This window comes from Tabrizicola sp. M-4 (assembly GCF_051132405.1).
GTDB lineage: Bacteria > Pseudomonadota > Alphaproteobacteria > Rhodobacterales > Rhodobacteraceae > Paragemmobacter.
Window position 1 is genome coordinate 2,378,002 of the sequence record NZ_CP128606.1, and the last position, 24,626, is coordinate 2,402,627.

Here is a 24,626-nt window from a genome sequence, read left to right on the forward strand (position 1 = left end):
TCAGTGCGCGCCCCCCGAGAGCGTCATCCATGTGATCAGGGCGGCGATGCCCAGAACCATGGCGAAAGCGTAGTGGAACAGGTAGCCGGACTGCGCGCGTGACGCGAGCCGGGTGAAGAAGGGGATGATCCCCATAGCGACGCCGTTGATCGACCCGTCGATCACCGCGCCATCGCCCTTCTTCCAGAGGAAGCCGCCGAGCCATTTGGCGGGCCGGACGAAGATCCAGTCGTAAAGCTCGTCGAAGTACCACTTGTTCAGGAGGAACAGGTAGAGCGGGCGCTGCTGCTCGGCCATTTTGCCGGGCAGGTCCGGACGGCGGATGTAGAACTGGAAGGCCAAGAGGAAGCCCAGAACCATCGCGACGAAGGGCGAGACCTTGACCCATTTCGGAACGAGATGGGCTTCGTGCAGGACGTGGTTCTCCGGCCCGATGAAGATGGCGCCCTGCCCCGGTTCCGGCTGCGGGAAGGCATGCGCCTTTTCGCCCTCGCCATGGGCTTCGCCTTCGGTGGCGGTGGTGGCATGGGCTTCGCCTTCTGCAGCAGCCTCGCCCTCGGTGGCCGAGGTGGCGGCATGGTCGTCCTCGCCTTCCGTGGCGGCATGTTCCGCAACGGGCAGGCCGAACCAGGACCGCACCTTCGCCTCGTCCCCGAAGAAGACGTTGTACCAGATCATCCCCGAGAAGACTGCGCCGAGGGCGAGGACGCCGAGAGGGATGAGCATGACAGTGGGGCTTTCATGCGGTTCGTGGTGGCCGTGGTCGTCATGGCCATGCGCGTCGTGCCCATGCCCGTGGTCGGCGTGGCCGTGATGGCCGTGGCCATGCCCCTGCGCCAGATGCGCGCGGTTGGTGCCGTAGAAGGTCAGGAACATCAGCCGCCACGAATAGAAGCTGGTGAAGCCCGCCGCGACGACCAAGAGCCAGAAGGCATAGTGGTTGCCGACATAGGCGCTCTCGATCACCGCGTCCTTCGACAGAAAGCCGGCGAAACCGTAATGCGTCAGCGGGATGCCCACGCCGGTGATGGCCAGCGTGCCGATCATCATCGCCCAGAAGGTCAGCGGGATCTTCTTCCGCAGGCCGCCGTAGTAACGCATGTCCTGTTCGTGATGCGTGGCATGGATCACCGAACCCGCACCGAGGAAGAGCATCGCCTTGAAGAATGCGTGCGTGAAGAGGTGGAACATGGCGACCGAATAGACGCCCACGCCCGCCGCCACGAACATGTAACCCAGCTGCGAGCAGGTCGAATAGGCGATCACCCTCTTGATGTCGTTCTGCACGAGGCCGACGGTCGCGGCGAAGAAGGCCGTGGTCGCGCCGAGGACGGTGATGAAGAAGGTGGCCGAGGGCGCGAATTCATAGATGGGCGACATGCGGCAGACGAGGAAGACGCCTGCGGTCACCATGGTCGCGGCGTGGATCAGCGCGGATACGGGCGTCGGGCCTTCCATCGCGTCGGGCAGCCATGTGTGCAGCAGGAGCTGCGCCGATTTCCCCATGGCACCGATGAAGAGCAGCACCCCGATCAGGTTCGCCGCGTTCCATTCCGTCCAGAGGAAGGCAAGGTTCGTCTGCGCCAGTTCGGGCGCTGCGGCGAAGACGTCGTCGAAGCGGATGCTGTCGGTCAGGAAGAACAGCGCCATGATGCCGAGGGCAAAGCCGAAGTCGCCCACGCGGTTGACGACGAAAGCCTTGATCGCGGCGGCATTGGCCGACGGTTTCTTGTAGTAGAACCCGATCAGCAGGTAGGAGGCGACCCCCACACCTTCCCAGCCGAAGAACATCTGGACGAGGTTGTCCGACGTCACCAGCATCAGCATCGAGAAGGTGAAGAAGGACAGATAGGCGAAGAAGCGCGCCCGATAAGGTTCGTCATCGCGCCAGTTGTCGTCATGCGCCATGTAGCCGAAGGAATAGAGGTGAACGAGCGCCGAGACGGAGTTGACCACGACAAGCATGATCGCGGTCAGGCGGTCGATGCGGATGGCCCATTCCGACCCCAGCGAGCCGCTTTCGATCCAGCGCAGCAGGACGACGCGATAGGTTTCGCCGTCGAAGGTCAGGAAGATGACCCAAGACAGGATCGCCGCAAGGAAGATCAGCGCGGTGGCGATGATCTGCCCCGCCTTTTCCCCGATGAAGCGCCAGCCGAAGCCGCAGATCAGCGCGCCGACGAGGGGCGCAAGGAGGATGATCGTTGCCATGGCGGCTTAACCCTTCATCACGTTGACGTCTTCCACGTCGATCGTCCCGCGGTTGCGGAAGAAGACGACGAGGATGGCAAGGCCGATGGCGGCCTCGGCGGCGGCGACGGTCAGGACGAACATGGTGAAGACCTGTCCGACGAGATCGCCCAAATGGGAGGAGAAGGCGACGAGGTTGATGTTGACCGACAGCAGCATCAACTCGATCGACATCAGGATCACGATGACATTCTTCCGGTTCAGGAAGATGCCGAAGATCCCGATGACGAAGAGCGCCGCGGCGACCGTCAAGTAATGTTCAAGTCCTACCATTCTCGTTCCCTCCGGGCGTGCTGCCCGTTCAGTTCGTTTGGGCCGCCCCGGCGGCCAGTTTGGTGCATTGTTCCGCGCCACCCGTGGACAGGGTGACGGGGACGCCTGCGGCGCGCAGGGCGGACTCCGTCATGGTCAGGTCGGCGAGACCGACCTTGAGGCGGAGGCGCGCCTGTTCGACGGCGGCGGAGTTGTCGTAATCCGGGCCGCGACGAGCCTGATCGGCGCTTGCGCGGGTGACGCCTGCGCGCAAGATGGTGGCGCTGCGGCAATCGATGAATTCAAGACGGGTTTCCGAATAGCTGTCGCGGCGTGGACCGCGGCAGATCTCGGTATCCGACTTGGTCACGAAACGCCGCGCCGGATCGCCGAGCACGGCGACGGTGCCATCGGCCTCGCATTTTGTGGCAAGGCCCATGTCCACGGCCTGTTCATCCGACACGCAGGCCGAAAGCGTGGCCAAGGCGGCAAGCGCCAGCGCGGCGGCGATGCCGCGCGCCCTTCCCTGTCTTTGCGTCCACTGTCCAACCATCTTCGGTTCCCTTCGGCCTTTTGGCCTTGTCTTGTTTCCGGGCGGCACCGCCCGGCGTAGGGCGGGGTTCACCCCGCCTTGATCACAGCCCCTGCCCCGGCTTCACGTCCTTGAGTTCCATCGCCTTGGCCGGATCGCGCCACATCTGCTGCAGCACATTCTGCCGCTTCACATCCTTGCGGTGGCGCAGCGTCAGCAGGATCGCGCCGATCATGGCGACCAGCAGGATCAGGCCGGAGGCTTGGAACAGATAGATGTACTTGTCGTAAAGGATCAGACCCAGCGCCTTGGTGTTTTCCACCTGCGCCGCATCCGGGGCGACAGCCTGACGCAGGCCGAGCGCGCCATCTGCCTGAACCCAAGCGCCGACACCCAGCGCGATCTGCATCAGCATCACGACGCCGATCAGCAGACCCAGCGGCATGTATTTCGCCATCTCGCCCTTCAATTCCGCGAAGTCGATGTCGAGCATCATGACGACGAAGAGGAACAGCACCGCCACCGCGCCGACATAGACGATGATCAAGAGCATCGCGACGAATTCCGCGCCCAGAAGGACGAAGAGCCCCGCCGAGGAGAGGAAGGCGAGGATCAGCCAGAGCACCGAATGCACCGGGTTGCGGCTGACGGTCACCAGAAGCCCCGCCGTCACCGTGACGATGGCGAAGGCGTAGAAGGCGTAATCTGCAACGCTCATGCGTCTTTCTCCTCAACTTCGGCAAAGACGGCCTGAGCGATCTCAAGCGCCTTCTGCATGGCGGGCAGGCCGCCGAACATGCTCATCTGCCAGATCACCTCGGCGATCTCGCGTTGGGTGGCCCCCGCTTCCAGCGCGTGGCGCACGGTCAGCTTCAATTGCGGTTCCGCCTGCGCGCCCAATACAGTGAGGGCGGCGATGGTGACAAGGAGCCTTGTCTTGGCGTCAAGCCCTTCGCGGTTGAAGGTCTTGCCGAACCACATTTCCATCATGTCCTTGGACATGGTGGGGAAGAACTGCTCGAACCCCTTCACCTGCATATTCTCCAAGGCAGGATTGAAGGCGCGGACCATCTCCTGCCCGCTTTCCATCATCTGCTGGAACATCTTGGTGAAGGCGTCAGTCATCTGCACTCACCGATAGGGCGCGTCGAGTTCGAGATTGCGGGCAATCTCGGCCTCCCAGCGCGCGCCGTTTTCGAGGAGTTTTTCCTTGTTGTAGAAAAGCTCTTCGCGGGTTTCGGTGGAGAATTCGAAGTTCGGGCCTTCGACGATGGCATCAACGGGGCAGGCTTCCTGACAGAAGCCGCAATAGATGCATTTCGTCATGTCGATGTCATAGCGCGTCGTGCGGCGCGACCCGTCCTCGCGCGGTTCGGCGTCGATGGTGATGGCCTGCGCGGGGCAGACGGCCTCGCACAGTTTGCATGCGATGCAGCGTTCCTCGCCGTTGGGATAGCGGCGCAGCGCGTGTTCGCCGCGGAAGCGCGGGGACAGCGGGCCCTTTTCGTGCGGGTAGTTCACCGTCGCCTTGGGGGCGAAGAAGTACTTCATGCCAAGGGCGAAACCCTTGATGAAGTCCTGCAGCAGGAAATAGCGCGTGGCGCGGGTCCAGTCGATGTTTGCCATTTTCAGCCTCCGATCGTCCAGCGGGCCCAGAAGCCGCCGAGCACTTCGAATTTCGCAAGGAAGGCCACGATCACGACCCATGCGAGCGAGAGCGGCAGGAAGACCTTCCAGCCGATCCGCATGAGTTGGTCATAGCGGTAGCGGGGGACGATGGCCTTCACCATCGCGAAGAGGAAGAAGAAGAAGGCCATCTTGGCGACCATCCACCACCACCCGTCGGGCAGGCCGGGAATGGGCGAGAGCCAGCCGCCGAAGAACAGGATGCTCATCAGCGCGCACATCAGGTAGATGGCGATGTATTCGCCCGCCATGAACAGCAGGAAAGGGGTGGAGGAGTATTCCACCATGAAGCCAGCGACGAGTTCGGATTCCGCTTCCGGAAGGTCGAAGGGCGGGCGGTTGGTTTCGGCAAGGGCCGAGATAAAGAACAGCGCCACCATCGGCAGGTGCGGCAGCCAGTACCAGTTCAACAGGCCGAGGTCGCCATCCTGCGCCTCGACAATGGCCGACAGGTTCATCGATCCGGTGGAGATGATGATGCCGATGATGATGAGGCCCAACGACACCTCGTAAGAAATCATCTGCGCGGCGGAGCGGAGGGAGCCGAGGAAGGGATACTTGGAGTTCGACGCCCAGCCGCCCATGATGACGCCATAGACTTCGAGCGAGGACATGGCGAAGACGAAGAGGATCGCCACGTTGATATTGGCGAGAACCCAGCCGTCATCGAAGGGGATCACGGCCCATGCCATGAGCGCCAGCACGAAGGACAGCATCGGGGCGAGGAAAAAGACCGGACGGTCGGCCCCGGCGGGGATGACGATTTCCTTGAAGACGTATTTGGCGGCATCGGCGACGGTTTGCAGCAGGCCCCATGGCCCCACCACGTTCGGACCACGGCGCATCTGCACCGCCGCCCAGATCTTCCGGTCGCCATAGACGAGGAAGAGCATCGAGAGCATCACGAAACCGACCAGCAGCAGCGTCTGTGCCGCCACCAGAACCAGCGTTCCCGTCCCCGTTGCGAAGAATTCGTTCATGATGCCTTTCCCTCAGACAGTCGGTATCCCGAGCGAGCCGCAATCGCGCACCGTCACCTCGGCGTCGATCGTCCTGAAGCCCTTCGGAAGGGCGGCGGAGATGGTATAGACCGCATCCCCCCGCCAGGTTTCGCCCCGTTTCGCCACGTTGGTCCGCACGTGCCGGGCAAAGCCCGCGCCACGGATCAGCGCGTATTGGGCCGCAGCGCAGCGCGCATAGGCCTCGACATCGGCATTGTCCCGCGCGCCGGTCATCGCTACGCGGAAATTCACCAGATCCCCGTCAAGCAGGATCGTTTCGATCCCCTGATAGGATGGATCGAAATTCCCCATGCTGGACACATCCGCCGCAGGCGCGCAGGCCGACAGGGCCGCTGCCGCGACCCCTGCCCTTGCGATGCCTGCGATGCGTGCGACCGTCATGGATGGATCACTCCGCCGCCAGCGCCACACGGGCGCGTTCCGCTGCCATGGCCGACAACTCGCCCATCAGGGCAGAGGCGCGGGCGACGGGGTTGGTCAGGTAGAAGTCCTTGATCGCCGTGCGGAAGTCGGCCTTGGCCGGGGCCGTGACGTCCAACGGCTGCCAGTCATTCGCGGCCACCTCGTCGATCCGGCCCAGTTGCGGATGCGCGGCGACAAGCGCGCGGCGCAGCGCGGCAAGGCTGTCCCACGGCAGGGCGGCCCCAAGCTCGGCGGACAGGGCGCGCAGGATGGCCCAGTTCTCTTTGGCTTCGCCGGGGGCGAAACCGGCGCGCAGCGCCAGTTGCGGGCGGCCTTCGGTATTGACGAAGAGGCCGTTCTCCTCGGTCCACGCCGCACCCGGAAGGATCACGTCGGCGCGCATCGCGCCACGGTCGCCATGGCTGCCCTGATAAATGACGAAGGGACCCGCTGCGATCTCCACCTCGTCCGCGCCGAGATTGTAGATCACCTCGGCCCCTTCGGTGGCGGCGGCAACACCGCCTTCGGTCACGGCACCCACATCCATTGCGCCAACGCGCGACGCGGCGGTGTGAAGCACCAGCAATTTCGCGCCGGTCGCCGAGCAGAGCGCCATGGCCTGGGACAACACAGCCTCGCCATCGGCTTCGTTGATCGCCCCTTGACCGAGGATCACCACGCCCGGCTTTTCAAGCGGCTTGGCCGCCGCGACGAGGGCCGTCAAGGCCGCGCGGTCGGTGCCTGCGTGGCTGTAGTCATAGGTCAGGTCCACCGCCGGGCCGACGACGGTGACATTGGCGCCGTTCGACCATGCCTTGCGGATGCGTGCGTTCAGGACCGCCGCCTCGACGCGGGGGTTGGTCCCGATCAGGGTGATGGTCTTGGCGGTGTCGATATCTTCGATGCGCGCGGTGCCGACATAGGCCGACCTGTTGCCCGCAGGCAGGCGCGCGCCATCGGTGCGGCACTCGACATGGCCGCCCAGCCCTTCGATCAGCTGCTTGAGGCTGTAGACCGCCTCGACCGGGGCGAGATCGCCCACCAGAGCGGCAACCTTTTTCCCCTTCATCGCGGCTGCGGCGGCGGCCAGCGCCTCGCCCCAGCCAGCCTTACGCAGCTTGCCGTTCTCGCGGATATAGGGCGTGTCCAGACGCTGGCGGCGCAGGCCGTCCCAGACGAAGCGGGTCTTGTCGGAAATCCATTCCTCGTTCACGCCGTCATGGTTGCGCGGCAGGATGCGCATGACTTCGCGGCCCTTGGTATCGACGCGGATGTTCGACCCCAGCGCGTCCATCACGTCCACGGTTTCCGTCTTGGTCAGTTCCCACGGACGCGCGGTGAAGGCATAGGGTTTCGACGTCAGCGCACCGACGGGGCAGAGGTCGATGATGTTCCCCTGCAGGTTCGAGTCGAGCGTCATGTTGAGGTAGGAGGTGATCTCCGAGTCCTCGCCCCGCCCCGTCTGGCCCATCTGGGTGATGCCCGCGACTTCGGTGGTGAAACGCACGCAGCGCGTGCAGGAGATGCAGCGCGTCATCTTCGTCGCCACCAGCGGGCCGAGGTTCAGATCATCCGACGCGCGCTTCGGTTCGCGGTAGCGCGAGAAGTCGACGCCGTAAGCCATCGCCTGATCCTGCAGGTCGCATTCGCCGCCCTGATCGCAGATCGGGCAGTCGAGCGGGTGGTTGATCAGCAGGAATTCCATCACGCCCTCGCGGGCCTTCTTGACCATCGGCGACTTGGTCTTGACGACCGGCGCCTCGCCATTCGGGCCGGGGCGCAGGTCGCGGACCTGCATCGCGCAGGAGGCGGCGGGTTTCGGCGGGCCGCCGACCACTTCGACAAGGCACATCCGGCAGTTGCCGGCGATCGACAGGCGTTCGTGGTAGCAGAAGCGCGGGATTTCCACGCCAGCCGCCTCGGCCGCCTGGATGATGGTCATGGCACCATCCACCTCGACCTCGATGCCGTCGATGTTGATCTTCTTCAGGTTAGACATGAGCCCGGTCCTTCCGCAGCAGCCCGTTCACCGCGTCGCGCAGGCGGGCGAGCAGCCCCCCCAGCGGCGCGCGGGTCGCCTGTTTCGTCTTTTCCTGTGCAACCGACAGGTGTTTCACGCGCGCCTCGATGTCGCGCATCGCATGTCTGGGGTCGAGATGTCCGTGGCACATGCGCGTCACGCCCCCGCCATGCGGCTGCAACGGGGGGCCTGCCACCGCTGCGCCTGTTCAATACATGCCCGTGCCGAAATGCCATGGGTCATTGTGTGTCCCTCAGCAAATAGCCGATCAGCGACTCCTTCGCGATCTCCTCGCGCCCGATGCGGCAGTACTCCTCGGTCTTGCCGGGTTCTGCGCCCTTGGCCTTGAGCCATTCCGCCGCCTCGGCCTTGCCGCGCGCCTTTTCCGTGTCGGACGTCACGAAGGCGCGGATTTCAGCGACGGTGTAGCCCTTGTCCTGCGCATAGGCGCGCAGCTTGTTCAACTCGCCCAGCGCGCGGAGTTTGCGCGGTTCCATCGTGGGGCAGTTGTCGGCGATGGCGTCGCCGATGAAGCCCTGCAGGAGGATCTGGTTGATATGCGGTTCCTTGTTGATCGGCAGGTCGGCGGCCAGCGCCGGGGCTGCGAACATCAGGGAGGCGACGGTGAGCGACAGTTTCATGGCCTTCTCCTTGGCAGTTCCTGCCAAAGATGTGGGGGCCCATCGCCCTGATATGCCATCACAAGCCCGCGTGGCGGGGGCGGTTATCGCATAGCGGGTCATGCGCAACCCTCCACATAGACCCATGAACCTGCCTGATAGCGGTCATAGATCGACGGGCGAAGGGTCCGGCCCAGTGCCGCGCATTCTGCTTCGGCCTGTTTGCGGGCGGCGGCCCCTTCCCAGTTGGCATAGGGCGTGCCTTCGCGCGTCACTGTCAGGGGCGCAGCCGCGACCGCCGCGCCTTCGGGCGCGGTGCGCACGCAGCCAGAGGCCGCGAGGCAAAGGGTCAGGGCTGCCGCCATCCGTCTCACTCCGCCGCGACCGCCGAAAGGCGGCCCGTCTTCTTGGCCTTGATGCGATCCTCGATCTCGTCCCGGAAGGCCCGGACGAGGCCCTGAATCGGCCATGCCGCCGCGTCGCCGAGGGCGCAGATCGTGTGGCCTTCGACCTGTTTCGTGACGGAGAGCAGCATGTCGATCTCCTCGACCTCCGCCTCGCCACGCACCAGACGGTCCATCACGCGCATCATCCAGCCCGTGCCTTCGCGGCAGGGGGTGCACTGGCCGCAGCTTTCATGCTTGTAGAATTTGGACAGCCGCCAGATCGCCTTGATGACGTCGGTGGACTGGTCCATCACGATCACCGCCGCCGTGCCGAGGCCGGAGCGCTGTTCGCGCAGCCAGTCGAAATCCATGATCGCGTCGTCGCATTGCGCCTGCGTGAGCAGGGGCACCGACGACCCGCCGGGGATCACGGCCTTGAGGTTCTTCCATCCGCCGCGCACGCCGCCGCAGTGACGCTCCAGCAGTTCCTTGAGCGGGATCGACATGGCCTCTTCGACGACGCAGGGGTTGTTGACGTGGCCGGATATGCCGAAAAGTTTGGTGCCTGCGTTGTTCGGGCGACCGAAGCCCGCGAACCATTCCGGGCCGCGACGCAGGATCGTCGGGACCACCGCAATGGATTCCACGTTGTTCACCGTCGTCGGGCAGCCGTAGAGGCCGGAGCCTGCCGGGAAGGGCGGCTTCATGCGGGGCATGCCCTTCTTGCCTTCGAGGGATTCCAGCAGCGCCGTTTCCTCGCCGCAGATATAGGCCCCTGCCCCGTGATGCAGGTAGAGGTCGAAATCCCAGCCCGACTTCGCCGCGTTCTTGCCGAGGAGGCCCGCGTCATAGCATTCGTCGATCGCAGCCTGCAGCGCCTCGCGCTCGCGGATGTATTCGCCGCGGATGTAGATGTAGCAGGCATTCGCGCCCATCGCGAAAGAGGCGATCAGAGCGCCTTCGATCAGGGTATGGGGATCATGCCGCATGATCTCCCGGTCCTTGCAGGTGCCGGGTTCGGATTCGTCGGCATTGATGACGAGATAGGACGGACGGCCATCGCTTTGCTTGGGCATGAAGGACCATTTCAAGCCCGTGGGGAAACCCGCGCCGCCACGGCCGCGCAGCCCCGACGCCTTGACCTGTTCGATGATCGTGTCGCGGCCCCGCTTGATGATGTCTGCGGTGCCGTCCCAATGGCCGCGCTTCTTCGCCCCTGCAAGGGTGCGGTCATGCATCCCGTAGAGGTTGGTGAAGATGCGGTCCTGATCCTTGAGCATGTCTTGCCCCTCAATTGCCCCGGCGCTTGCGCCAGATTCCGTATGTCACGACCAGCGCCCAGAAGAACGCGGCCATCGCGGCGAGGTCGAAGAGGAAGACGAAGCGGGTTTCCCAGCCCATCTGCCCCCCGAGGTATTGCGCGCCCATCCAGAGGATCATCGTTCCGGCTATGACGAAGGCGACGAGCCTTGCCTGCCGGGCAATTGCCTTTTCCTCTGGCGTGGGTTGACGCATCCCCGCCTCAGTAGTCGTTCGTCTTGGCGCGGCGGAGGAATTCCTCCAGCCCCACCTCGGCGATCAGTTTCGCCTGCGCCACCCATTTGTCGCGGGTGACACGGCCCTTGAAGCCCTTCAGGTTGCCATCCATCCACGCGACTTCCGCCGGGCCCCAGCCCGCGATCTGGTCGAGGTGGAAGATGCCGTGTTCGTTCAGCAGTTTCTCCATCGCGGGACCCACGCCTTCGATCACCTTCAGGTCATCGGCCTTGCCGCCGCGCGGGGCGGAGAGGCCTGCCGGTTTCTGCTCGGCGGCGGCGGTGGGCATGGCGGCGGCAGCCAGCGGAGCGGCGGCGACGGGTTCGGGAGCGGGTGCCGGGGCCGCGACGGGGGCGGAAGCGGCAACCGGGGCAGCAGGGGCGTAGCCATGGCCTTCGCCTTGCACTTCGGGCTTGGCGATCCGGTCCTTGGCGCCCCAAGGCAGAACGAGGACGATGCCCGCGACCAGCGCGATCATCGCCGCGAAGAAGCCCGAGGTCGTATAGTCAAAGCCACCGATCACCTTCGACACTGCAAAGGCAAGAATCCCGAACCCAGCGGCGGCAATCGCGCCTCCGAGCGAGGGAGCATTCAGGTTTTCGACTCTCTTCATGGCCATTTCCCTGTTCCGGGGGCGCAAACCCTGCCCCGCTCCTTGTCTTCAGTTCATTCCTTGTCCGTCTTCTTCGCGCGGCTTGCCCGCGGCTTGGCCGGGGCGTCGCCCGCGGGTTGATCTGCGGCTGCGGCCTTCGGCGCGGCCTTGCGCGCCGGTGCCTTTTTCGGTTCGGCGGCTGCAGCCACCGGTTCGGGTTCCTTCGCAACCTTCGCCTTAGGGGAGGCCTTCGCGGGTTTGCCAAGCCATGGCGTAAGGATCGGGACCTCGGTCCCGTCGATACGCTTGACCGTATCGCCGATATCGACGGCGCGTTGGGCCGAGGCGTTGTATTGCGTCTTGCCGGACTCGAAATCCTTCAGCGAAGTGAGGCCCGAGAGCGGTTCGGCGGCATAGCGGCCATTCTGCGGGCCGGGCACCGGAACCTCGCCCTTGGAGAAGCGGGCGATGAGGTCGCGCAATTTCTCTGGCGTGAGGTCCTCGTAATAATCCTTGCCGATCTGGGCCATGGGCGCATTGGCGCAGGCACCCATGCACTCCACTTCCTCCCACGAGAATTTGCCATCGGCCGAAAGGGTATGCGGCGCGGGGGCGATCAGTTCCTTGCAGACCTTGATCAGGTCCTCGGCGCCGCAGATCATGCAGGAGGTGGTGCCGCAGATCTGGATATGGGCAATGGAACCAACGGGTTGCAGCTGGAACATGAAGTAGAAGGTCGCCACTTCCAGCGCGCGGATATAGGCCATGCCCAGCATGTCGGCGACGTATTCGATGGCCGGACGAGTGAGCCACCCCTCCTGTTCCTGCGCGCGCCACAGGAGCGGGATGATGGCCGAGGCCTGACGGCCCTCGGGATATTTCGAAATCTGCCCCTGCGCCCATTCCAGATTGGCGGGCGTGAAGGCGAAGCTTGCGGGTTGGACAGGATGCAGGCGGCGGAGCATTAGCGGTCGATCTCCCCGAACACGACGTCCATCGTGCCGATGATGGCGGACACGTCGGCAAGCTGATGGCCCTTGCAGATGTAGTCCATGGATTGCAGGTGCAGGTAACCCGGCGCGCGGATCTTGGCGCGGTAGGGTTTGTTGGTGCCGTCGGCGACGAGGTAGACGCCGAATTCGCCCTTGGGCGCCTCCACCGCGGCATAGACCTCGCCCGCGGGGACGTGGAAGCCTTCGGTGTAAAGCTTGAAGTGATGGATGAGCGCCTCCATAGAGGTCTTCATCTCGCCCCGCTTGGGCGGCGTGATCTTGCCGCGCGCCAGAACGTCGGTCTTGCCCGCCGGTTCGCGCAGTTTCGCGATGGCCTGACGGATGATGCTGGTCGACTCGCGCATCTCCGCCATGCGGCAGAGATAGCGGTCGTAGCAGTCGCCGTTCTTGCCGACCGGGATCTTGAAGTCGAATTCGTCGTAGCATTCATAGGGCTGCGCGCGGCGCAGGTCCCATGCAAGGCCCGAGCCGCGCACCATGACGCCGGAATAGCCCCATTTCAGGATGTCCTCTTCCGTGACGATCCCGATATCTGCGTTGCGCTGCTTGAAGATGCGGTTTTCCGTCAGCAGCGTGTCGATGTCGTCCAGCACCTTGGGGAACTTGTCGGCCCAAGCCTCGATATCGTCCAGAAGCGCGGGCGGCAGGTCCTGATGCACGCCACCGGGGCGGAAATAGGCCGCGTGCAGGCGCGCACCGCAGGCCCGTTCGTAGAACACCATCAGCTGTTCGCGTTCCTCGAAGCCCCAGAGCGGCGGGGTCAGCGCCCCCACGTCCATCGCCTGCGTCGTGACGTTCAGCAGGTGGTTCAGCACGCGCCCGATTTCGGAATAGAGCACGCGGATCAGGCTGGCGCGGCGCGGCACCTTGGTGCCCGTCAGCCGTTCGATCGCCAGACACCAGGCATGTTCCTGATTCATCGGGGCGACGTAATCCAGCCGGTCAAAATAGGGCAGGTTCTGCAGGTAGGTTCGGCTTTCCATCAGCTTTTCGGTGCCGCGATGCAGCAGGCCGATATGGGGATCGCAGCGTTCCACGATCTCGCCATCCAGTTCCAGCACGAGGCGCAGCACGCCGTGGGCCGCAGGGTGCTGCGGGCCGAAGTTGATGTTGAAGTTGCGGATCTTCTGTTCGCCCGTGAGCGCGTCGTCGAAGCTGCCGTCCATCATCGTCTCACCTCTCTCAGGCGGTCATGCGCAGGGGCGCGACCGTGCCTCAGGCCTTTTTCTCGTCGCCGGGAAGGATGTAATCGGCACCTTCCCACGGGGACATGAAGTCGAATTGCCGGTATTCCTGCACCAGCTTGACGGGTTCGTAGACGACGCGCTTCTGCGCCTCGTCATAGCGGACCTCGGTATAGCCGGTGGTCGGGAAATCCTTGCGCAGCGGGAAGCCACGGAAGCCGTAGTCGGTCAGGATGCGGCGCAGGTCCGGGTGGCCCGAGAACAGGATGCCGAACATGTCGAACACCTCGCGCTCGAACCAGTTGGCCGAGGGGTGGATGCTGACCAGCGAGGGCACCATTTCCTCTTCGCCGACCGCCAGTTTCAGACGGATGCGGTGGTTCTGGTACATCGACAGCAAGTGGTAGACCACGTCGAAGCGTTCGGCGCGGTCGGGATGATCCACCGCCGTGATGTCGACAAGGCTGGAGAAGCGGCAGGCGCTGTCGGTGCGCAGGAATTCGACGAGGGCTTCGAGCTGGCCCGTGGCGACGTCCAGCGTCAGTTCGCCGAATTCCACACGGCTGGCCAGGACGGCATCGGGCTGCTTGAAGCCGATATGGGCCGCCAGTTCTTGCAGGGCTTCGGACATGGCTTTCCCTTACCGCGTGATGGTGCCGGTGCGGCGGATCTTCCGCTGCAGTTGCAGGATGCCGTAGAGCAGCGCCTCGGCCGTGGGCGGGCAGCCGGGGACGTAGACGTCCACCGGAACCACGCGGTCGCAGCCGCGCACGACGGAATAGGAGTAGTGGTAATAGCCGCCGCCATTGGCGCAGGAGCCCATCGAAATGACATAGCGCGGCTCCGGCATCTGGTCATAGACCTTGCGCAGCGCCGGGGCCATCTTGTTGGTCAGCGTGCCCGCAACGATCATCAGGTCCGACTGCCGAGGCGAGGCGCGGGGCGCGGTGCCGAAACGTTCAAGGTCATAGCGCGGCATGGAGGTGTGCATCATCTCCACCGCGCAGCAGGCGAGGCCGAAGGTCATCCAGTGCAACGACCCGATCCGCGCCCAGTTGATGATGTCCTCGGTCGAGGTCAGCAGGAAACCCTTGTCCTGAAGCTCGCGGTTCAGGGCCTGCACGGCAACCTCGTGGTCACCGCCCGCATGGTTGGCAGAGGTGCTCACTCCCATTCCAGGGCTCCTTTCTTCCATTCATAGGCGAAGCCGACGGTCAGGATGGCGAGGAAGACCATCATCGACCAGAAGGCCGTCATCGAGATTTCACCGAAGGCCACGGCCCAAGGGAAGAGGAAGGCCACTTCGAGGTCGAAGATGATGAAGAGGATCGACACGAGGTAGAAGCGCACGTCGAACTTCATCCGCGCGTCGTCGAAGGCGTTGAAGCCGCATTCATAGGCCGAGACCTTTTCCGGGTCCGGATTGCGCACTGCCAGCACTGCCGCCGCGAGCATCAGCACAAGGCCGAGGCCGACCGCGATGGCCAGAAGAATGAGTATGGGAAGATACTCTCGGAGGATTGGGTCCACGAGGCGCTCCTTCGGCTGGCGACATGCGAGCTGCGGACTACTGGCGAGCCGCTTGATCTCTTGCGCACCGTTTACTCTTCCCCCTGCCCTTGGTCAACCGAAGGCGGGCCGAAAAGCGGCCCCTGCGCGCCCCCTGCGACAAGGGATTCCGCAAATTGTATGCAATGGCACACTGCGGCCACGCTGCGGCGCGGAAAGACGGTAAGGCGACGGGGGTCGGGTTGAGTCGCGAAGCAAATCAGTCGGATATGGCCGAAGGTGTGGCGGGCATGGCGAAGGGGCTGGTGCAAGGCCGCCTGTTGCGCTTCACTTGCGGCAGGTCGAAGGAGGTTCGCCATGCATCGCATATCCCTGCCGTTTCTGGCCGCCCTTCTGGCCGCGCCTGCCGCCTTGGCCGAGGAAGTTGGTCGGGTGGGCGTGGACTGGATCGGCAATGACATCCTGATCGAGGCGCTGGCCGATCCGGAGGTGCAGGGCGTGACCTGCCATCTGGCCTATTTCGACCGCTCCACGCTGGACCGTCTGATGCAGGGGAACTGGTTCGAGGACCCGTCGAATTCCTCCATCGCCTGTCGCCAGACCGGGCCGATTATTCTGGGCGAGATCGATCGCGGACCGAAGGGCGAGGAGATCTTCAGCGAGCGGCAATCGCTCCTGCTGAAGTCCCTGTCGGTGACGCGGATCTATGATGCGGCGAATGACACGCTGATCTATGTCGCCCATGCGCGGGAGGTGACGGAAGGGTCGGCGAAGATGTCGATCTCGACCGTGCCGCTTTGGAATGCGCGGGGGCAGGAGTAAGGGGGGCGAATTTTCTGCGAAAATTCGGGGGCCTTGTAGGCCCCGTAGCGGCTTGGGGCGTGACCTGAATTTTCGCAGAAAATTCGTGCGCTAATCGGCCAATGGCACGGCCTCCGCGGCCTCTTCCCCGGATTGCTGCACAGCCAGAACTTCGGCACGAATGATGCGCGCGATGAGCGCGCAATCGGCAGAGGAAAAGGTCAGCGGCACCCGCATGTCGATCAGTCCCGCAAGGATGCGGTCCGTCCGTGGCAAGGGTGCAGGGTCGGCATAGCGCCAGTGATCGTAGCGGCTGGTGAAGGCGACCGGATCGGGCGCGCCGAACCATTTCAGTTCAACCCCCCGCGCGGCGCAGCGGGCAATCAGCGCCTTGATGCGGCCGGGCGACCAGTCAGGCAAGAGGAACTGGAAAGAGGAGCCGACATAGACCTCATGCGCGGGGCGCGGGATCAGGCGCAGGCTGGGGGTGGCGTCTAGGCCCGCCTCCAGCGCGCGGTAGAGGTCGCCCCAGCGGGCGACGCGGTCCGCGAGCAACCGCAGTTGCGGGCGCAGGATGGCGGCGCGCAGATTGTCCATCCTGCCAGAGACGTTCGGCGTATCCAGCCGGATACCCTCGAATACCTCGGGCGGCGGGGCGGCGCGGTGGCGGGCATAGAGCATGTAGCTGCCCGACAGCAGGATGGCGCGGGCGGCGATCTCGGCATCGTCGGTGATCAGAAATCCACCCTCGCCGGAATTGATGTGCTTGTAGGTCTGCATGGAATAGGCGGCGACCTTGCCATGCCTGCCCGAAGGGATGCCGCGCCAGGTCGCGCCCATCGTATGGGCGCAATCCTCGATCACCGTCACGCCCAGCCGATCGCAGAGCGCCATCAGCGCCTCCATGTCGCAGACATGGCCCCGCATATGCGACAGGAGCAGCACCCTTGCACCGGAGGCCTGCGCCTGCGCCTCCAGATGGGCGAGATCGATCGTCAGATCCTCGGTCACCTCCACCAGCACGGGATGCGCGCCGAGGGCGGCGATGGCCCCCGGGACCGGGGCCAGCGTGAAGGCATTGGACAGGACCGGGTCACCGGCCTTGACCCCGACCGCCCGCAGCGCGCAGCCCATGGCATAACCGCCGGAGGCGACGGCGAGGCAGTATTTCGCCCCGGTCAGCGCGGCGAATTCCTCTTCCAGAAGGGCGGTTTCCGAAACTTCGCCTGCGATGGTGTTGTAGCGGTGCAAACGGCCGTGGCGCAGAACGGCGATGGCGGCCTCGATCCCCTCTTCCGGGATGGGTTCCTGCTGGGTGAAGCTGCCCGTGAAACGTTCCATCAACGCACCAGCCTTTCCGCGATCTCCGGCAGGTGATCGAAATGATCCAGCAGCGCGTCCGGGTCAAGCCGCGCGATGTCGCGCCCCTCCGGCCCGAAGGTGACGAGGGCCACGGGCACCCCCGCCGCGCGGGCCGTCCTGCGGTCGGTGTCGGTATCGCCGACCAGCATGGAGCGGGCGACGGTGCCCCCTGCTCTTTCGACGGCTGCCGCGTAAGGCGCGACGTCCGGCTTGCGGGTGGGCAGCGTGTCCGCCCCGATGAGCACGTCAAAGAGCGGGCGGATACCGAGGCGGGTAACCAGCGTTTCGGCAAGTCCTGCAGGTTTATTGGTGCAGATCGTGGTGGCAAAGCCCCTGCCCCGCAAGGCCTCCACCGCCTGCACGGCGCCGGGGTAGAGGCGGGTATGGGTGTCGATGGCATCGGCATAGGCCTGCAGGAGCCGCGGATATTGCGCATCGACCTGAGCCTCGTCATAGGGGCCGAGACGCGAAAAGCCGAGGCGCAGCATGGCGCGGCCGCCGTGAAAGGCGGTCAGGCTGTCGGCGGAGGTCAGCATTTCGCCATGCCCGAGGTCACGGAAACAGGCATTGGCCGCGGCGAGCAGATCGGCGGAGGTATCCGCCAAAGTTCCGTCTAAATCGAAGACCACAGTCCGCATCGCTTGAAATACCCCGAAAACAGGCGTGAAGCGGGCAAGGCTTGCGGCCCGCCCGGATGGGGGTAAAACGGGCGCACAAAGAAGGAAAGGGGCAGCATGTCGGTTTCACTGGTCATTCTGGCGGCAGGTCAGGGCACGCGGATGAATTCCGACCTGCCCAAGGTGCTGCACAAGGTCGGGGCTGCCCCCCTGCTGCATCATGCGATGCAGGCCGGTCGCGCGCTTTCGCCGGAAGTCACCGTCGTGGTGACGGGGCACGGGGCCGAGGCCGTGGCCAAATCTGCCCGCGCCTTCGACGAAGAGGTGCAGACCGTCGTGCAGGAGGAGCAGAAGGGCACCGCCCATGCGGTGCTGCAGGCCGCCCCCCTGCTGGAAGGGGTGGCCGGGGATGCGCTGGTCCTCTATGGCGACACCCCCTTCATCCGGGCGGAGACGCTGGAAGCGATGCTGGCGGCGCGCAAGCGCCATGCGGTGGTCGTTCTGGGATTTCATGCCGCCGATCCGGGGCGCTATGGCCGCCTGATCGCGGATGGCGAGGCGCTTGAGCGCATCGTGGAATGGAAGGATGCGACAGAGGCGGAGCGGGCGGTCACCCTGTGCAATTCCGGGGTGGTCTGCGGGGAGGCGGCGACGCTGATGCGGCTCTGCGCGGCGGTGGGCAACCAGAATGCGGCGGGAGAGTTCTACCTGACCGACATCGTGGCACTGGCGCGGGCCGAGGGGCTTTCGGCGGGGCTGGTGCTGTGCGACGAGGCCGAGACGATGGGGGTCAATACCCGCGCGCAACTGGCAGCGGCTGAGGCGGCGTTTCAGGCCCGGGCGCGGGCAGAGGCGCTGGAGAACGGGGTGACGCTGACGGCACCCGAAACGGTGTTCTTCGCACTGGACACGGTGGTGGGGCGCGATGCGGTGATCGGGCCGAACGTGATCTTCGGCCCCGGCGTGACCATCGAATCCGAGGCGGAGGTCAAGGGGTTCTGCCACCTGGAGGGTTGCCACATCAGCCGTGGCGCGACCGTCGGCCCCTTTGCCCGCCTGCGCCCCGGCGCGGAATTGGCCGAGGATGTGCATGTCGGCAATTTCGTCGAGATCAAGAACGCCATCCTCGACGAGGGGGTGAAGGTCGGCCATCTGACCTATCTGGGCGACGCCCATGTGGGCGAACATACCAACATCGGCGCGGGCACCGTGACCTGCAATTACGACGGGGTGATGAAGCACCGCACCGTGATCGGCAAACGCGCCTTCATCGGGTCGGATACGATGCTGGTGGCCCCCGTCACGGTGGGGGATGACGCGCTGACCGGATCAGGGTCGGTGATCACAGAGGATGTGCCGGCCGAGGCCGTGGCGCTGGGCCGGGCGAAGCAGGTCAACAAGGCGGGCCTGAAACCAAAATTGTTCGAAAAGTTAAAGGCCGAGAAGGCTAAACGGGCCAAGGGGCAAGAATAATGTGCGGAATTGTAGGGGTTCTTGGGAACCATGAGGCTGCGCCTCTGCTGGTCGAGGCGCTGAAGCGGCTGGAATATCGCGGCTATGACTCGGCCGGGATCGCCACGGTGAATGGCGGGCGGCTGGATCGGCGGCGGGCGGTGGGCAAGCTTGTCAATCTGTCGGACCTTCTGGTGCATGAACCGCTCGCGGGGAAGGCGGGGATCGGGCATACGCGCTGGGCCACACATGGCGCCGCAACGGTTACCAATGCGCATCCGCACCGTGCGGGGCCCGTGGCCGTGGTGCATAACGGGATCATCGAGAATTTCCGCGAATTGCGGGAGGAATTGGCCGCTGCGGGATATGTTCAGGAATCGCAGACGGATACCGAGACGGTCGCTCTTCTGGCGCAGATGTACATGGACAGGGGGATGGCCCCCGTCGAGGCGGCGCGCGAGACGTTGAAACGGCTGCACGGGGCATTCGCGCTGTGTTTCCTGTTCGACGGGCAGGACGATCTGATGATCGCGGCGCGCAAGGGCAGCCCTCTGGCCATCGGGCATGGCAAGGGCGAGATGTTCGTGGGGTCGGATGCCATCGCGCTGGCGCCGATGACAGACCGGATCACCTATCTGGAAGAGGGCGACTGGGCGGTGATCACCCGGGCGGGGGCCGAAATTTTCGACGCCGCCGACCGCCGCGCCAACCGGGCCGAGACGCGCATCCAGATCGAGAGCGCGCGGATCGAGAAGGCGGGCTACAAGCATTTCATGGCGAAGGAAATCGCCGAGCAACCCGTGGTGATCGCGGATGCGTTGAAGCATTACACGGGCGGCGGGGTGAACCCCGCCCTACGGTTGCCGGAAGGTGTTGATTTCACGGGCGTCGACCGTGTGGTGATGGTGGCCTGCGGGACGGCATCCTATGCCTGCCATGTGGCGAAATACTGGTTCGAACAGATCGCGGGCCTGCCGGCCGAGGTCGATATCGCGTCGGAATTCCGCTATCGCGATCCGGTGCTGTCGGAGAAGTCATGGGCGGTCTTCGTTTCGCAATCGGGCGAGACGGCGGATACGTTGGCGGCCTTGCGGCATGCGAAGGAAAAGGTGGCGAAGGTCGTGTCGGTGGTGAACGTGCCGACATCGTCCATCGCGCGGGAAAGCGACCTGTCGCTGCCCATCCTTGCCGGGGTGGAGGTGGGCGTCGCCTCGACCAAGGCCTTCACCTGCCAGTTGACGGTGCTGGCGCTGATGGCAATCAAGGCGGGGCTGGACCGCGGGCGGCTGACGGCGGAGCAGGCGGCGGCGCATCTGAGGGCATTGCGCAATCTGCCGGGGCTGATGAACCATGCGCTGGGGCTTTCGGCGGCGATTGCCGATGTGGCGGAGGAGCTGGCCGAGGCGCAGGATGTGCTGTTCCTTGGCCGTGGGGCGATGTTTCCGCTGGCGCTGGAAGGGGCGCTGAAGTTGAAGGAAATCAGCTATATACATGCCGAAGGTTATGCATCGGGCGAATTGAAGCACGGGCCCATCGCCTTGATCGATGCCCGCGTGCCGGTGATCGTTCTGGCGCCGCGCGACCAGCTTTTCGACAAGACGGTGTCGAACATGCAGGAGGTGATGGCGCGGCATGGCAAGGTGCTGCTGATCTCGGATGCGCAGGGGTTGGAAGAGGCGGGTCAGGGTGTCTGGAAATCCTTGGTCATGCCCGAGGTCGATGCGGCCTTTGCCCCGATCCTTTACGCGGTTCCTGCGCAACTGCTGGCCTATCACACGGCGATTGCGAAGGGGACGGATGTGGACCAGCCGAGGAACCTTGCAAAGTCGGTGACGGTGGAATGATCACCGACGCTCTGGCACGTCTGGAGGCGCTGGGGGATGAGGGAAAGGCCGCCGAAATGGCGGCCTATCACAAGATTTCCCGGCGATATCTGGGGGTTGCGGTCCCGCAGGTGGAGGAGCTTGTCGCCGAATGGCGGGCGGGCTTGGGCGTGGAGGAGAGGGTCGCGCTGGCGGGCGGGCTGTGGGCCAGCAATGTGCATGAGGCGATGGTGGCGGCGGCGAAGCTGCTGACGCAGGCGCGGATGCGGCCCGATCAGGCGGCTTGGGAGTTGATCTGCGGCTGGGTCGCGGGGTTCGAGGGATGGGCGGTGTCGGACCATGCCAGCATCGCGGCGCAGAAGCGGCTGGTGGCGGAGCCTGCGCGGATTGCCGATGTGGCGGGGTGGGTGGCGTCGCCGAACATGTGGACGCGGCGCGCGGCGCTGGTGGTGACCCTGCCCTATGCCAAGATGAATTTCCCGAAGGAACAGGACCTTGCGATCCGCGAGCAGGCGCTTGGCTGGGCGGCGGACTTTGTGGCGGACAGGGATTGGTTCATCCAGAAGGCCGTGGCCTGGTGGGTGCGGGACCTGTCGCAGCATGACGCGGCGCGGGCGCGGGCTTTCCTTGAGGGACCGGGGGCGGGGTTGAAGTCCTTTGCGCGGAAAGAGGCCGGGAAGTATCTGTAATCGTTGTATTTTTTGTCTGGCCGCCGGGGCGCCGCCCCGGACCCCGGGGTATTTGGGGCCAAGACGAAGGGGCGGCGTTAAGGTTAATGGGGTGTGAAGTGGAGACGCGCCACGGGCGTGACCCGGGGCGGGGTTTTCCGGTGACAGGCTGATCCCGTTTACCTGCGACCAATGTCTGACGCATTCGCCCTCTCGTGCTGCGGTTCGTGCCTTGCGAGGGTGGCGGCAAATCCTTACCATTTCACCATGGAACAGCGCGCCCCCCTGATCGACCCCTTCGCCCGCCCGATTTCCTATCTGCGGGTTTCGGTCACCGACCGCTGCGATTTCCGCTGCACCTATTGCATGGCGGAGAACATGACCTTCCTGCCCAAGGCGGACCTCCTGACGCTGGAGGAGTTGGACAGGCTCTGTTCCGCCTTCGTCCGGCTGGGGGTGGAGAAGCTGCGGATCACGGGCGGGGAGCCTTTGGTGCGCAAGGGGATCATGACCTTCTTCCGTGCCATGTCGCGGCATCTAGAGAGCGGTGCCCTGCGGGAATTGACGCTGACGACGAACGGGTCGCAGCTTGCGAAACATGCGGCGGAGTTGGTGGAGTGCGGGGTGCGCCGGATCAACGTGTCGCTTGACACGCTGGATGTGGCGAAGTTTTCCGCCATCACGCGCTGGGGCCGCTTGGGGCAGGTTCTGGACGGGATCGCGGCGGCCAAGGCCGCCGGATTGCGTATCAAGATCAATGCGGTAGCCTTGAAGGGGTTCAACGAGGACGAGCAGTTTTCGCTGACGGAATGGTGCGCGGCGGAAGGGCATGACCTGACATGGATCGAGGTCATGCCGATGGGCGATCTGGGCGGCGAGGATCGGCTGGGGCAGTATTGGAGCCTGAAGGAGGTGCGCGCGCGCTATGCCGAGCGCTTCACCGTGACCGATCTGGCAGAGCGGACGGGGGGGCCTGCGCGCTATGTCCGGCTGGAGGAGACGGGGCAGAAGGTGGGGTTCATCACGCCGCTGACCCATAATTTCTGCGAAAGCTGCAACCGCGTGCGGCTGACCTGCACCGGGGAGCTTTACATGTGCCTCGGGCAGGAGGACATGGCCGATCTGCGCGCGCCCTTGCGGGCGAGTGCGGAAGATGGGCTGGTGGAAGAGGCGATCCGCGCGGCCATCGCGAGAAAGCCCAAGGGGCATGATTTCGACTATTCGCGCCAGACCGTCAAAGGGCAGGTCTCGCGGCACATGAGTCATACCGGGGGGTGACCGCCTGCCGGGTGGGGCCGCCTTCGGGGGCCGGGCCAAGCCATTGCGGAAGAACGTTAACTTTCGGATTTCGGTCGATTTGGCCGTGCCGGATTCCGTGCCGTAAACCGTACCGCAAACTGTGCATACGCACGCTGCGGTGACCAAGGATTAACCACCTTCGCGGACGGACAGCCTGTCGCATGGGGCAGCCCGTCGCAGACCCCTCGCAACGCGCGCGGCGGGGCCTATGTCTGGGGCAACTGTGAAAAGGTGAGTCATGGATACGCTATTGCTGTCCCGCATCCAGTTTGCGGCGAACATTTCCTTCCACATCCTGTTTCCGACGATCACCATCGCGCTGGGATGGGTGCTTCTGTTCTTCAAGCTGCGCTTCAACCGGACGGGGGAGCGGAAATGGATGGACCTTTACATGTTCTGGGTGAAGGTCTTTGCGCTGTCCTTCGCGCTGGGGGTGGTGTCGGGGATCACCATGTCCTTCCAGTTCGGCACCAACTGGCCGGGGTTCATGGAAGTTGTGGGGAATGTGGCGGGGCCCTTGCTGGCCTATGAGGTGCTGACGGCCTTCTTCCTTGAGGCGGTCTTCCTTGGGATCATGCTGTTCGGGGCAAGCCGGGTGCCGGGGTGGCTGCATACGCTGGCGACTTTCCTCGTGGCCTTCGGCACGACGATGAGCGCGTTCTGGATCCTTGTGCTGAATTCCTGGATGCATACGCCCGTGGGGCATGAGGTCCGCGACGGGATCGTGCATGCGGTGGATTGGTGGGCGATCATCTTCAACCCGTCGATGCCTTACCGCCTGTCGCATATGCTGCTGGCGAGCGGGCTGACCGTGGCCTTCCTGATCGCGGGGCTGTCGGCCTATCGCTGGCTGCGGGGCGACCGCGGGCAGGAGGTGGCGGCGGGGCTGCGCTTTGGCGTGATCCTTGGCGCGGTGCTGATCCCGATCCAGATTCTGGCGGGCGACATGCACGGGTTGAACACGCTGGAGCATCAGCCGGCCAAGGTGGCGGCGATGGAAGGCAACTGGGAAACGCAGGGCAATGTGCCGCTGCTTCTATTCGCGCTGCCCGATGAGGAGACGCGGAGCAATGCCTTTGAGGTGGGGATTCCCTCCATGGCCTCGGTCATCCTGAAGCATGACCCTGCGGGGGTGGTGCCGGGGTTGAACGATTTCGTCACGGCGGAGGGCGAGGTGATGCATCCGCCGGTGGCGCCCGTCTTCTGGTCGTTCCGGGTGATGGTGGGCATCGGGATGCTGATGCTGGTGATCAGTTGGGCGGGCGCGTGGATGCTGTGGCGGCGGGGCGTCGAGGGGATGCCGAAGCCTTACCTTTGGGGCTTGACGGGGATGAGTTTTGCCGGATGGGGCGCGACGCTTGCGGGCTGGTACACGACCGAGATCGGGCGGCAGCCCTGGCTGGTGCAGGGCGTGCTTACGGTGGAGCAGGCGGTGGGCGACATCGCGAGCGGGATGGTCCTGTCCACGCTGCTTGCCTATGTGGCGATCTATATCGCGCTGCTGGCGGCCTATGTCGGCGTGATCTTCCATCTGGCGCGGAAGGGCGGGCGCTATGATGCGCCCGTGGCCTCGCCCGGCATGCAGCCTGCGGAGTGAGTG

At 64.6% G+C, this 24,626-nt stretch carries 27 protein-coding genes and 1 pseudogene; 6 read left to right on the forward strand and 22 right to left on the reverse strand.

Annotated elements, in window-relative coordinates:
• The 20 genes and pseudogenes from nuoL to TabM4_RS11760 all read right to left on the reverse strand — a co-directional run bounded on the left by nuoL (position 1) and on the right by TabM4_RS11760 (position 15,025).
• On the reverse strand, positions 1-2,211 hold the full coding sequence (gene nuoL, locus TabM4_RS11665; protein WP_434612480.1) for an NADH-quinone oxidoreductase subunit L: 2,211 nt from the start codon (positions 2,209-2,211) through the stop codon (positions 1-3).
• A gap of 6 nt (positions 2,212-2,217) precedes the next feature.
• Positions 2,218-2,523 carry an NADH-quinone oxidoreductase subunit NuoK gene (nuoK, locus tag TabM4_RS11670; protein WP_023665161.1) on the reverse strand — a complete coding sequence of 102 codons (306 nt, stop codon included), beginning with the start codon at positions 2,521-2,523 and terminating at the stop codon, positions 2,218-2,220.
• Positions 2,524-2,551: 28 nt separating this feature from the next.
• Positions 2,552-3,055, reverse strand: coding sequence for a hypothetical protein (locus TabM4_RS11675; RefSeq protein ID WP_434612482.1), 504 nt, complete (start codon positions 3,053-3,055; stop codon positions 2,552-2,554).
• A gap of 82 nt (positions 3,056-3,137) precedes the next feature.
• On the reverse strand, positions 3,138-3,752 hold the full coding sequence (locus tag TabM4_RS11680; protein ID WP_434612484.1) for an NADH-quinone oxidoreductase subunit J: 615 nt from the start codon (positions 3,750-3,752) through the stop codon (positions 3,138-3,140).
• Positions 3,749-4,159, reverse strand: coding sequence for a carboxymuconolactone decarboxylase family protein (locus TabM4_RS11685; protein WP_434612486.1), 411 nt, complete (start codon positions 4,157-4,159; stop codon positions 3,749-3,751). Before TabM4_RS11685 ends, TabM4_RS11680 begins: the two co-directional genes overlap by 4 nt.
• 6 nt (positions 4,160-4,165) lie before the next feature.
• The gene (nuoI, locus tag TabM4_RS11690) at positions 4,166-4,660 is read right to left on the reverse strand and encodes an NADH-quinone oxidoreductase subunit NuoI (RefSeq protein ID WP_161760376.1); all 495 of its coding nucleotides are present in this window, start codon (positions 4,658-4,660) and stop codon (positions 4,166-4,168) included.
• A 2-nt stretch (positions 4,661-4,662) separates the two neighbouring features.
• Positions 4,663-5,700, reverse strand: coding sequence for an NADH-quinone oxidoreductase subunit NuoH (gene nuoH, locus TabM4_RS11695; protein ID WP_434612488.1), 1,038 nt, complete (start codon positions 5,698-5,700; stop codon positions 4,663-4,665).
• Between the two features lie 12 nt (positions 5,701-5,712).
• Positions 5,713-6,123, reverse strand: a complete 411-nt coding sequence (locus TabM4_RS11700) for a hypothetical protein (protein WP_434612490.1) — start codon at positions 6,121-6,123, stop codon at positions 5,713-5,715.
• Positions 6,124-6,130: 7 nt separating this feature from the next.
• The gene (gene nuoG / locus TabM4_RS11705; RefSeq protein ID WP_434612492.1) at positions 6,131-8,143 is read right to left on the reverse strand and encodes an NADH-quinone oxidoreductase subunit NuoG; all 2,013 of its coding nucleotides are present in this window, start codon (positions 8,141-8,143) and stop codon (positions 6,131-6,133) included.
• Positions 8,136-8,360 (reverse strand): hypothetical protein, encoded by a 225-nt coding sequence (locus tag TabM4_RS11710; protein ID WP_434612493.1) that lies wholly within the window; start codon positions 8,358-8,360, stop codon positions 8,136-8,138. Before TabM4_RS11710 ends, nuoG begins: the two co-directional genes overlap by 8 nt.
• 43 nt (positions 8,361-8,403) lie before the next feature.
• On the reverse strand, positions 8,404-8,805 hold the full coding sequence (locus TabM4_RS11715; protein WP_434612495.1) for a DUF5333 domain-containing protein: 402 nt from the start codon (positions 8,803-8,805) through the stop codon (positions 8,404-8,406).
• A gap of 98 nt (positions 8,806-8,903) precedes the next feature.
• Positions 8,904-9,149, reverse strand: coding sequence for a hypothetical protein (locus tag TabM4_RS11720; RefSeq protein ID WP_434612497.1), 246 nt, complete (start codon positions 9,147-9,149; stop codon positions 8,904-8,906).
• 5 nt (positions 9,150-9,154) lie between these two features.
• On the reverse strand, positions 9,155-10,450 hold the full coding sequence (nuoF, locus tag TabM4_RS11725) for an NADH-quinone oxidoreductase subunit NuoF (RefSeq protein WP_434612499.1): 1,296 nt from the start codon (positions 10,448-10,450) through the stop codon (positions 9,155-9,157).
• A 10-nt stretch (positions 10,451-10,460) separates the two neighbouring features.
• On the reverse strand, positions 10,461-10,685 hold the full coding sequence (locus TabM4_RS11730; protein ID WP_434612501.1) for a DUF5337 domain-containing protein: 225 nt from the start codon (positions 10,683-10,685) through the stop codon (positions 10,461-10,463).
• A 7-nt stretch (positions 10,686-10,692) separates the two neighbouring features.
• Entirely contained in the window at positions 10,693-11,319 is a 627-nt protein-coding gene (locus tag TabM4_RS11735) for an NADH:ubiquinone oxidoreductase (RefSeq protein WP_434612503.1), read from the reverse strand.
• 65 nt (positions 11,320-11,384) lie between these two features.
• A pseudogene (gene nuoE / locus TabM4_RS11740) lies at positions 11,385-12,263 on the reverse strand (NADH-quinone oxidoreductase subunit NuoE); the annotation flags it as partial.
• Positions 12,263-13,477 carry an NADH-quinone oxidoreductase subunit D gene (locus tag TabM4_RS11745; protein ID WP_434622048.1) on the reverse strand — a complete coding sequence of 405 codons (1,215 nt, stop codon included), beginning with the start codon at positions 13,475-13,477 and terminating at the stop codon, positions 12,263-12,265. The pseudogene nuoE and the gene TabM4_RS11745, both read right to left, overlap by 1 nt.
• 49 nt (positions 13,478-13,526) lie before the next feature.
• Positions 13,527-14,126, reverse strand: coding sequence for an NADH-quinone oxidoreductase subunit C (locus tag TabM4_RS11750; RefSeq protein ID WP_434612505.1), 600 nt, complete (start codon positions 14,124-14,126; stop codon positions 13,527-13,529).
• 9 nt (positions 14,127-14,135) lie between these two features.
• On the reverse strand, positions 14,136-14,669 hold the full coding sequence (locus tag TabM4_RS11755; RefSeq protein ID WP_031338772.1) for an NADH-quinone oxidoreductase subunit NuoB: 534 nt from the start codon (positions 14,667-14,669) through the stop codon (positions 14,136-14,138).
• The gene (locus TabM4_RS11760) at positions 14,660-15,025 is read right to left on the reverse strand and encodes an NADH-quinone oxidoreductase subunit A (protein WP_434612507.1); all 366 of its coding nucleotides are present in this window, start codon (positions 15,023-15,025) and stop codon (positions 14,660-14,662) included. The genes TabM4_RS11755 and TabM4_RS11760 overlap by 10 nt, the downstream gene beginning before the upstream one ends.
• 336 nt (positions 15,026-15,361) lie before the next feature.
• Between TabM4_RS11760 and TabM4_RS11765 the strand changes: the two genes are divergently transcribed.
• Entirely contained in the window at positions 15,362-15,826 is a 465-nt protein-coding gene (locus tag TabM4_RS11765) for a CreA family protein (protein ID WP_434612509.1), read from the forward strand.
• 90 nt (positions 15,827-15,916) lie between these two features.
• On the opposite strand, the gene TabM4_RS11770 is transcribed toward TabM4_RS11765, so the two are convergent.
• Positions 15,917-17,149: a DegT/DnrJ/EryC1/StrS family aminotransferase gene (locus tag TabM4_RS11770; RefSeq protein WP_434612511.1), complete on the reverse strand. Its 1,233-nt coding sequence runs from the start codon at positions 17,147-17,149 to the stop codon at positions 15,917-15,919.
• Complete coding sequence (locus TabM4_RS11775; protein ID WP_434612512.1) at positions 17,146-17,805, reverse strand: HAD-IA family hydrolase; 660 nt, start codon at positions 17,803-17,805, stop codon at positions 17,146-17,148. The genes TabM4_RS11770 and TabM4_RS11775 overlap by 4 nt, the downstream gene beginning before the upstream one ends.
• Before the next feature lie 96 nt (positions 17,806-17,901).
• Here TabM4_RS11775 and glmU point away from each other — a divergent pair, with 96 nt between their 5' ends.
• The 5 genes from glmU to TabM4_RS11800 all read left to right on the forward strand — a co-directional run bounded on the left by glmU (position 17,902) and on the right by TabM4_RS11800 (position 24,623).
• On the forward strand, positions 17,902-19,257 hold the full coding sequence (glmU, locus tag TabM4_RS11780; protein WP_434612514.1) for a bifunctional UDP-N-acetylglucosamine diphosphorylase/glucosamine-1-phosphate N-acetyltransferase GlmU: 1,356 nt from the start codon (positions 17,902-17,904) through the stop codon (positions 19,255-19,257).
• Entirely contained in the window at positions 19,257-21,080 is a 1,824-nt protein-coding gene (gene glmS, locus TabM4_RS11785; RefSeq protein WP_434612516.1) for a glutamine--fructose-6-phosphate transaminase (isomerizing), read from the forward strand. The genes glmU and glmS overlap by 1 nt, the downstream gene beginning before the upstream one ends.
• Positions 21,077-21,748, forward strand: a complete 672-nt coding sequence (locus TabM4_RS11790; protein WP_434612518.1) for a DNA alkylation repair protein — start codon at positions 21,077-21,079, stop codon at positions 21,746-21,748. Before glmS ends, TabM4_RS11790 begins: the two co-directional genes overlap by 4 nt.
• 246 nt (positions 21,749-21,994) lie before the next feature.
• Positions 21,995-23,005: a GTP 3',8-cyclase MoaA gene (gene moaA, locus TabM4_RS11795; protein WP_434612520.1), complete on the forward strand. Its 1,011-nt coding sequence runs from the start codon at positions 21,995-21,997 to the stop codon at positions 23,003-23,005.
• Between the two features lie 259 nt (positions 23,006-23,264).
• On the forward strand, positions 23,265-24,623 hold the full coding sequence (locus TabM4_RS11800; RefSeq protein ID WP_434612521.1) for a cytochrome ubiquinol oxidase subunit I: 1,359 nt from the start codon (positions 23,265-23,267) through the stop codon (positions 24,621-24,623).
• The last annotated feature ends 3 nt before the right edge of the window (positions 24,624-24,626 follow it).

Coding starts and splice junctions, on each gene's coding strand:
- nuoL (WP_434612480.1), bottom strand. CDS start 2,211: ATGGCAACGATCATCCTCCTTGCGCCCCTCGTCGGCGCGCTGATCTGC.
- nuoI (WP_161760376.1), bottom strand. CDS start 4,660: ATGGCAAACATCGACTGGACCCGCGCCACGCGCTATTTCCTGCTGCAG.
- TabM4_RS11700 (WP_434612490.1), bottom strand. CDS start 6,123: ATGACGGTCGCACGCATCGCAGGCATCGCAAGGGCAGGGGTCGCGGCA.
- nuoH (WP_434612488.1), bottom strand. CDS start 5,700: ATGAACGAATTCTTCGCAACGGGGACGGGAACGCTGGTTCTGGTGGCG.
- TabM4_RS11745 (WP_434622048.1), bottom strand. CDS start 13,477: ATGGACGGCAGCTTCGACGACGCGCTCACGGGCGAACAGAAGATCCGC.
- TabM4_RS11685 (WP_434612486.1), bottom strand. CDS start 4,159: ATGACTGACGCCTTCACCAAGATGTTCCAGCAGATGATGGAAAGCGGG.
- nuoK (WP_023665161.1), bottom strand. CDS start 2,523: ATGGTAGGACTTGAACATTACTTGACGGTCGCCGCGGCGCTCTTCGTC.
- TabM4_RS11775 (WP_434612512.1), bottom strand. CDS start 17,805: ATGCGGACTGTGGTCTTCGATTTAGACGGAACTTTGGCGGATACCTCC.
- TabM4_RS11755 (WP_031338772.1), bottom strand. CDS start 14,669: ATGGGAGTGAGCACCTCTGCCAACCATGCGGGCGGTGACCACGAGGTT.
- glmS (WP_434612516.1), top strand. CDS start 19,257: ATGTGCGGAATTGTAGGGGTTCTTGGGAACCATGAGGCTGCGCCTCTG.
- TabM4_RS11675 (WP_434612482.1), bottom strand. CDS start 3,055: ATGGTTGGACAGTGGACGCAAAGACAGGGAAGGGCGCGCGGCATCGCC.
- moaA (WP_434612520.1), top strand. CDS start 21,995: ATGGAACAGCGCGCCCCCCTGATCGACCCCTTCGCCCGCCCGATTTCC.
- nuoG (WP_434612492.1), bottom strand. CDS start 8,143: ATGTCTAACCTGAAGAAGATCAACATCGACGGCATCGAGGTCGAGGTG.
- nuoF (WP_434612499.1), bottom strand. CDS start 10,450: ATGCTCAAGGATCAGGACCGCATCTTCACCAACCTCTACGGGATGCAT.
- TabM4_RS11730 (WP_434612501.1), bottom strand. CDS start 10,685: ATGCGTCAACCCACGCCAGAGGAAAAGGCAATTGCCCGGCAGGCAAGG.
- TabM4_RS11735 (WP_434612503.1), bottom strand. CDS start 11,319: ATGAAGAGAGTCGAAAACCTGAATGCTCCCTCGCTCGGAGGCGCGATT.
- TabM4_RS11790 (WP_434612518.1), top strand. CDS start 21,077: ATGATCACCGACGCTCTGGCACGTCTGGAGGCGCTGGGGGATGAGGGA.
- TabM4_RS11800 (WP_434612521.1), top strand. CDS start 23,265: ATGGATACGCTATTGCTGTCCCGCATCCAGTTTGCGGCGAACATTTCC.
- TabM4_RS11715 (WP_434612495.1), bottom strand. CDS start 8,805: ATGAAACTGTCGCTCACCGTCGCCTCCCTGATGTTCGCAGCCCCGGCG.
- TabM4_RS11720 (WP_434612497.1), bottom strand. CDS start 9,149: ATGGCGGCAGCCCTGACCCTTTGCCTCGCGGCCTCTGGCTGCGTGCGC.
- TabM4_RS11750 (WP_434612505.1), bottom strand. CDS start 14,126: ATGTCCGAAGCCCTGCAAGAACTGGCGGCCCATATCGGCTTCAAGCAG.
- glmU (WP_434612514.1), top strand. CDS start 17,902: ATGTCGGTTTCACTGGTCATTCTGGCGGCAGGTCAGGGCACGCGGATG.
- TabM4_RS11680 (WP_434612484.1), bottom strand. CDS start 3,752: ATGAGCGTTGCAGATTACGCCTTCTACGCCTTCGCCATCGTCACGGTG.
- TabM4_RS11765 (WP_434612509.1), top strand. CDS start 15,362: ATGCATCGCATATCCCTGCCGTTTCTGGCCGCCCTTCTGGCCGCGCCT.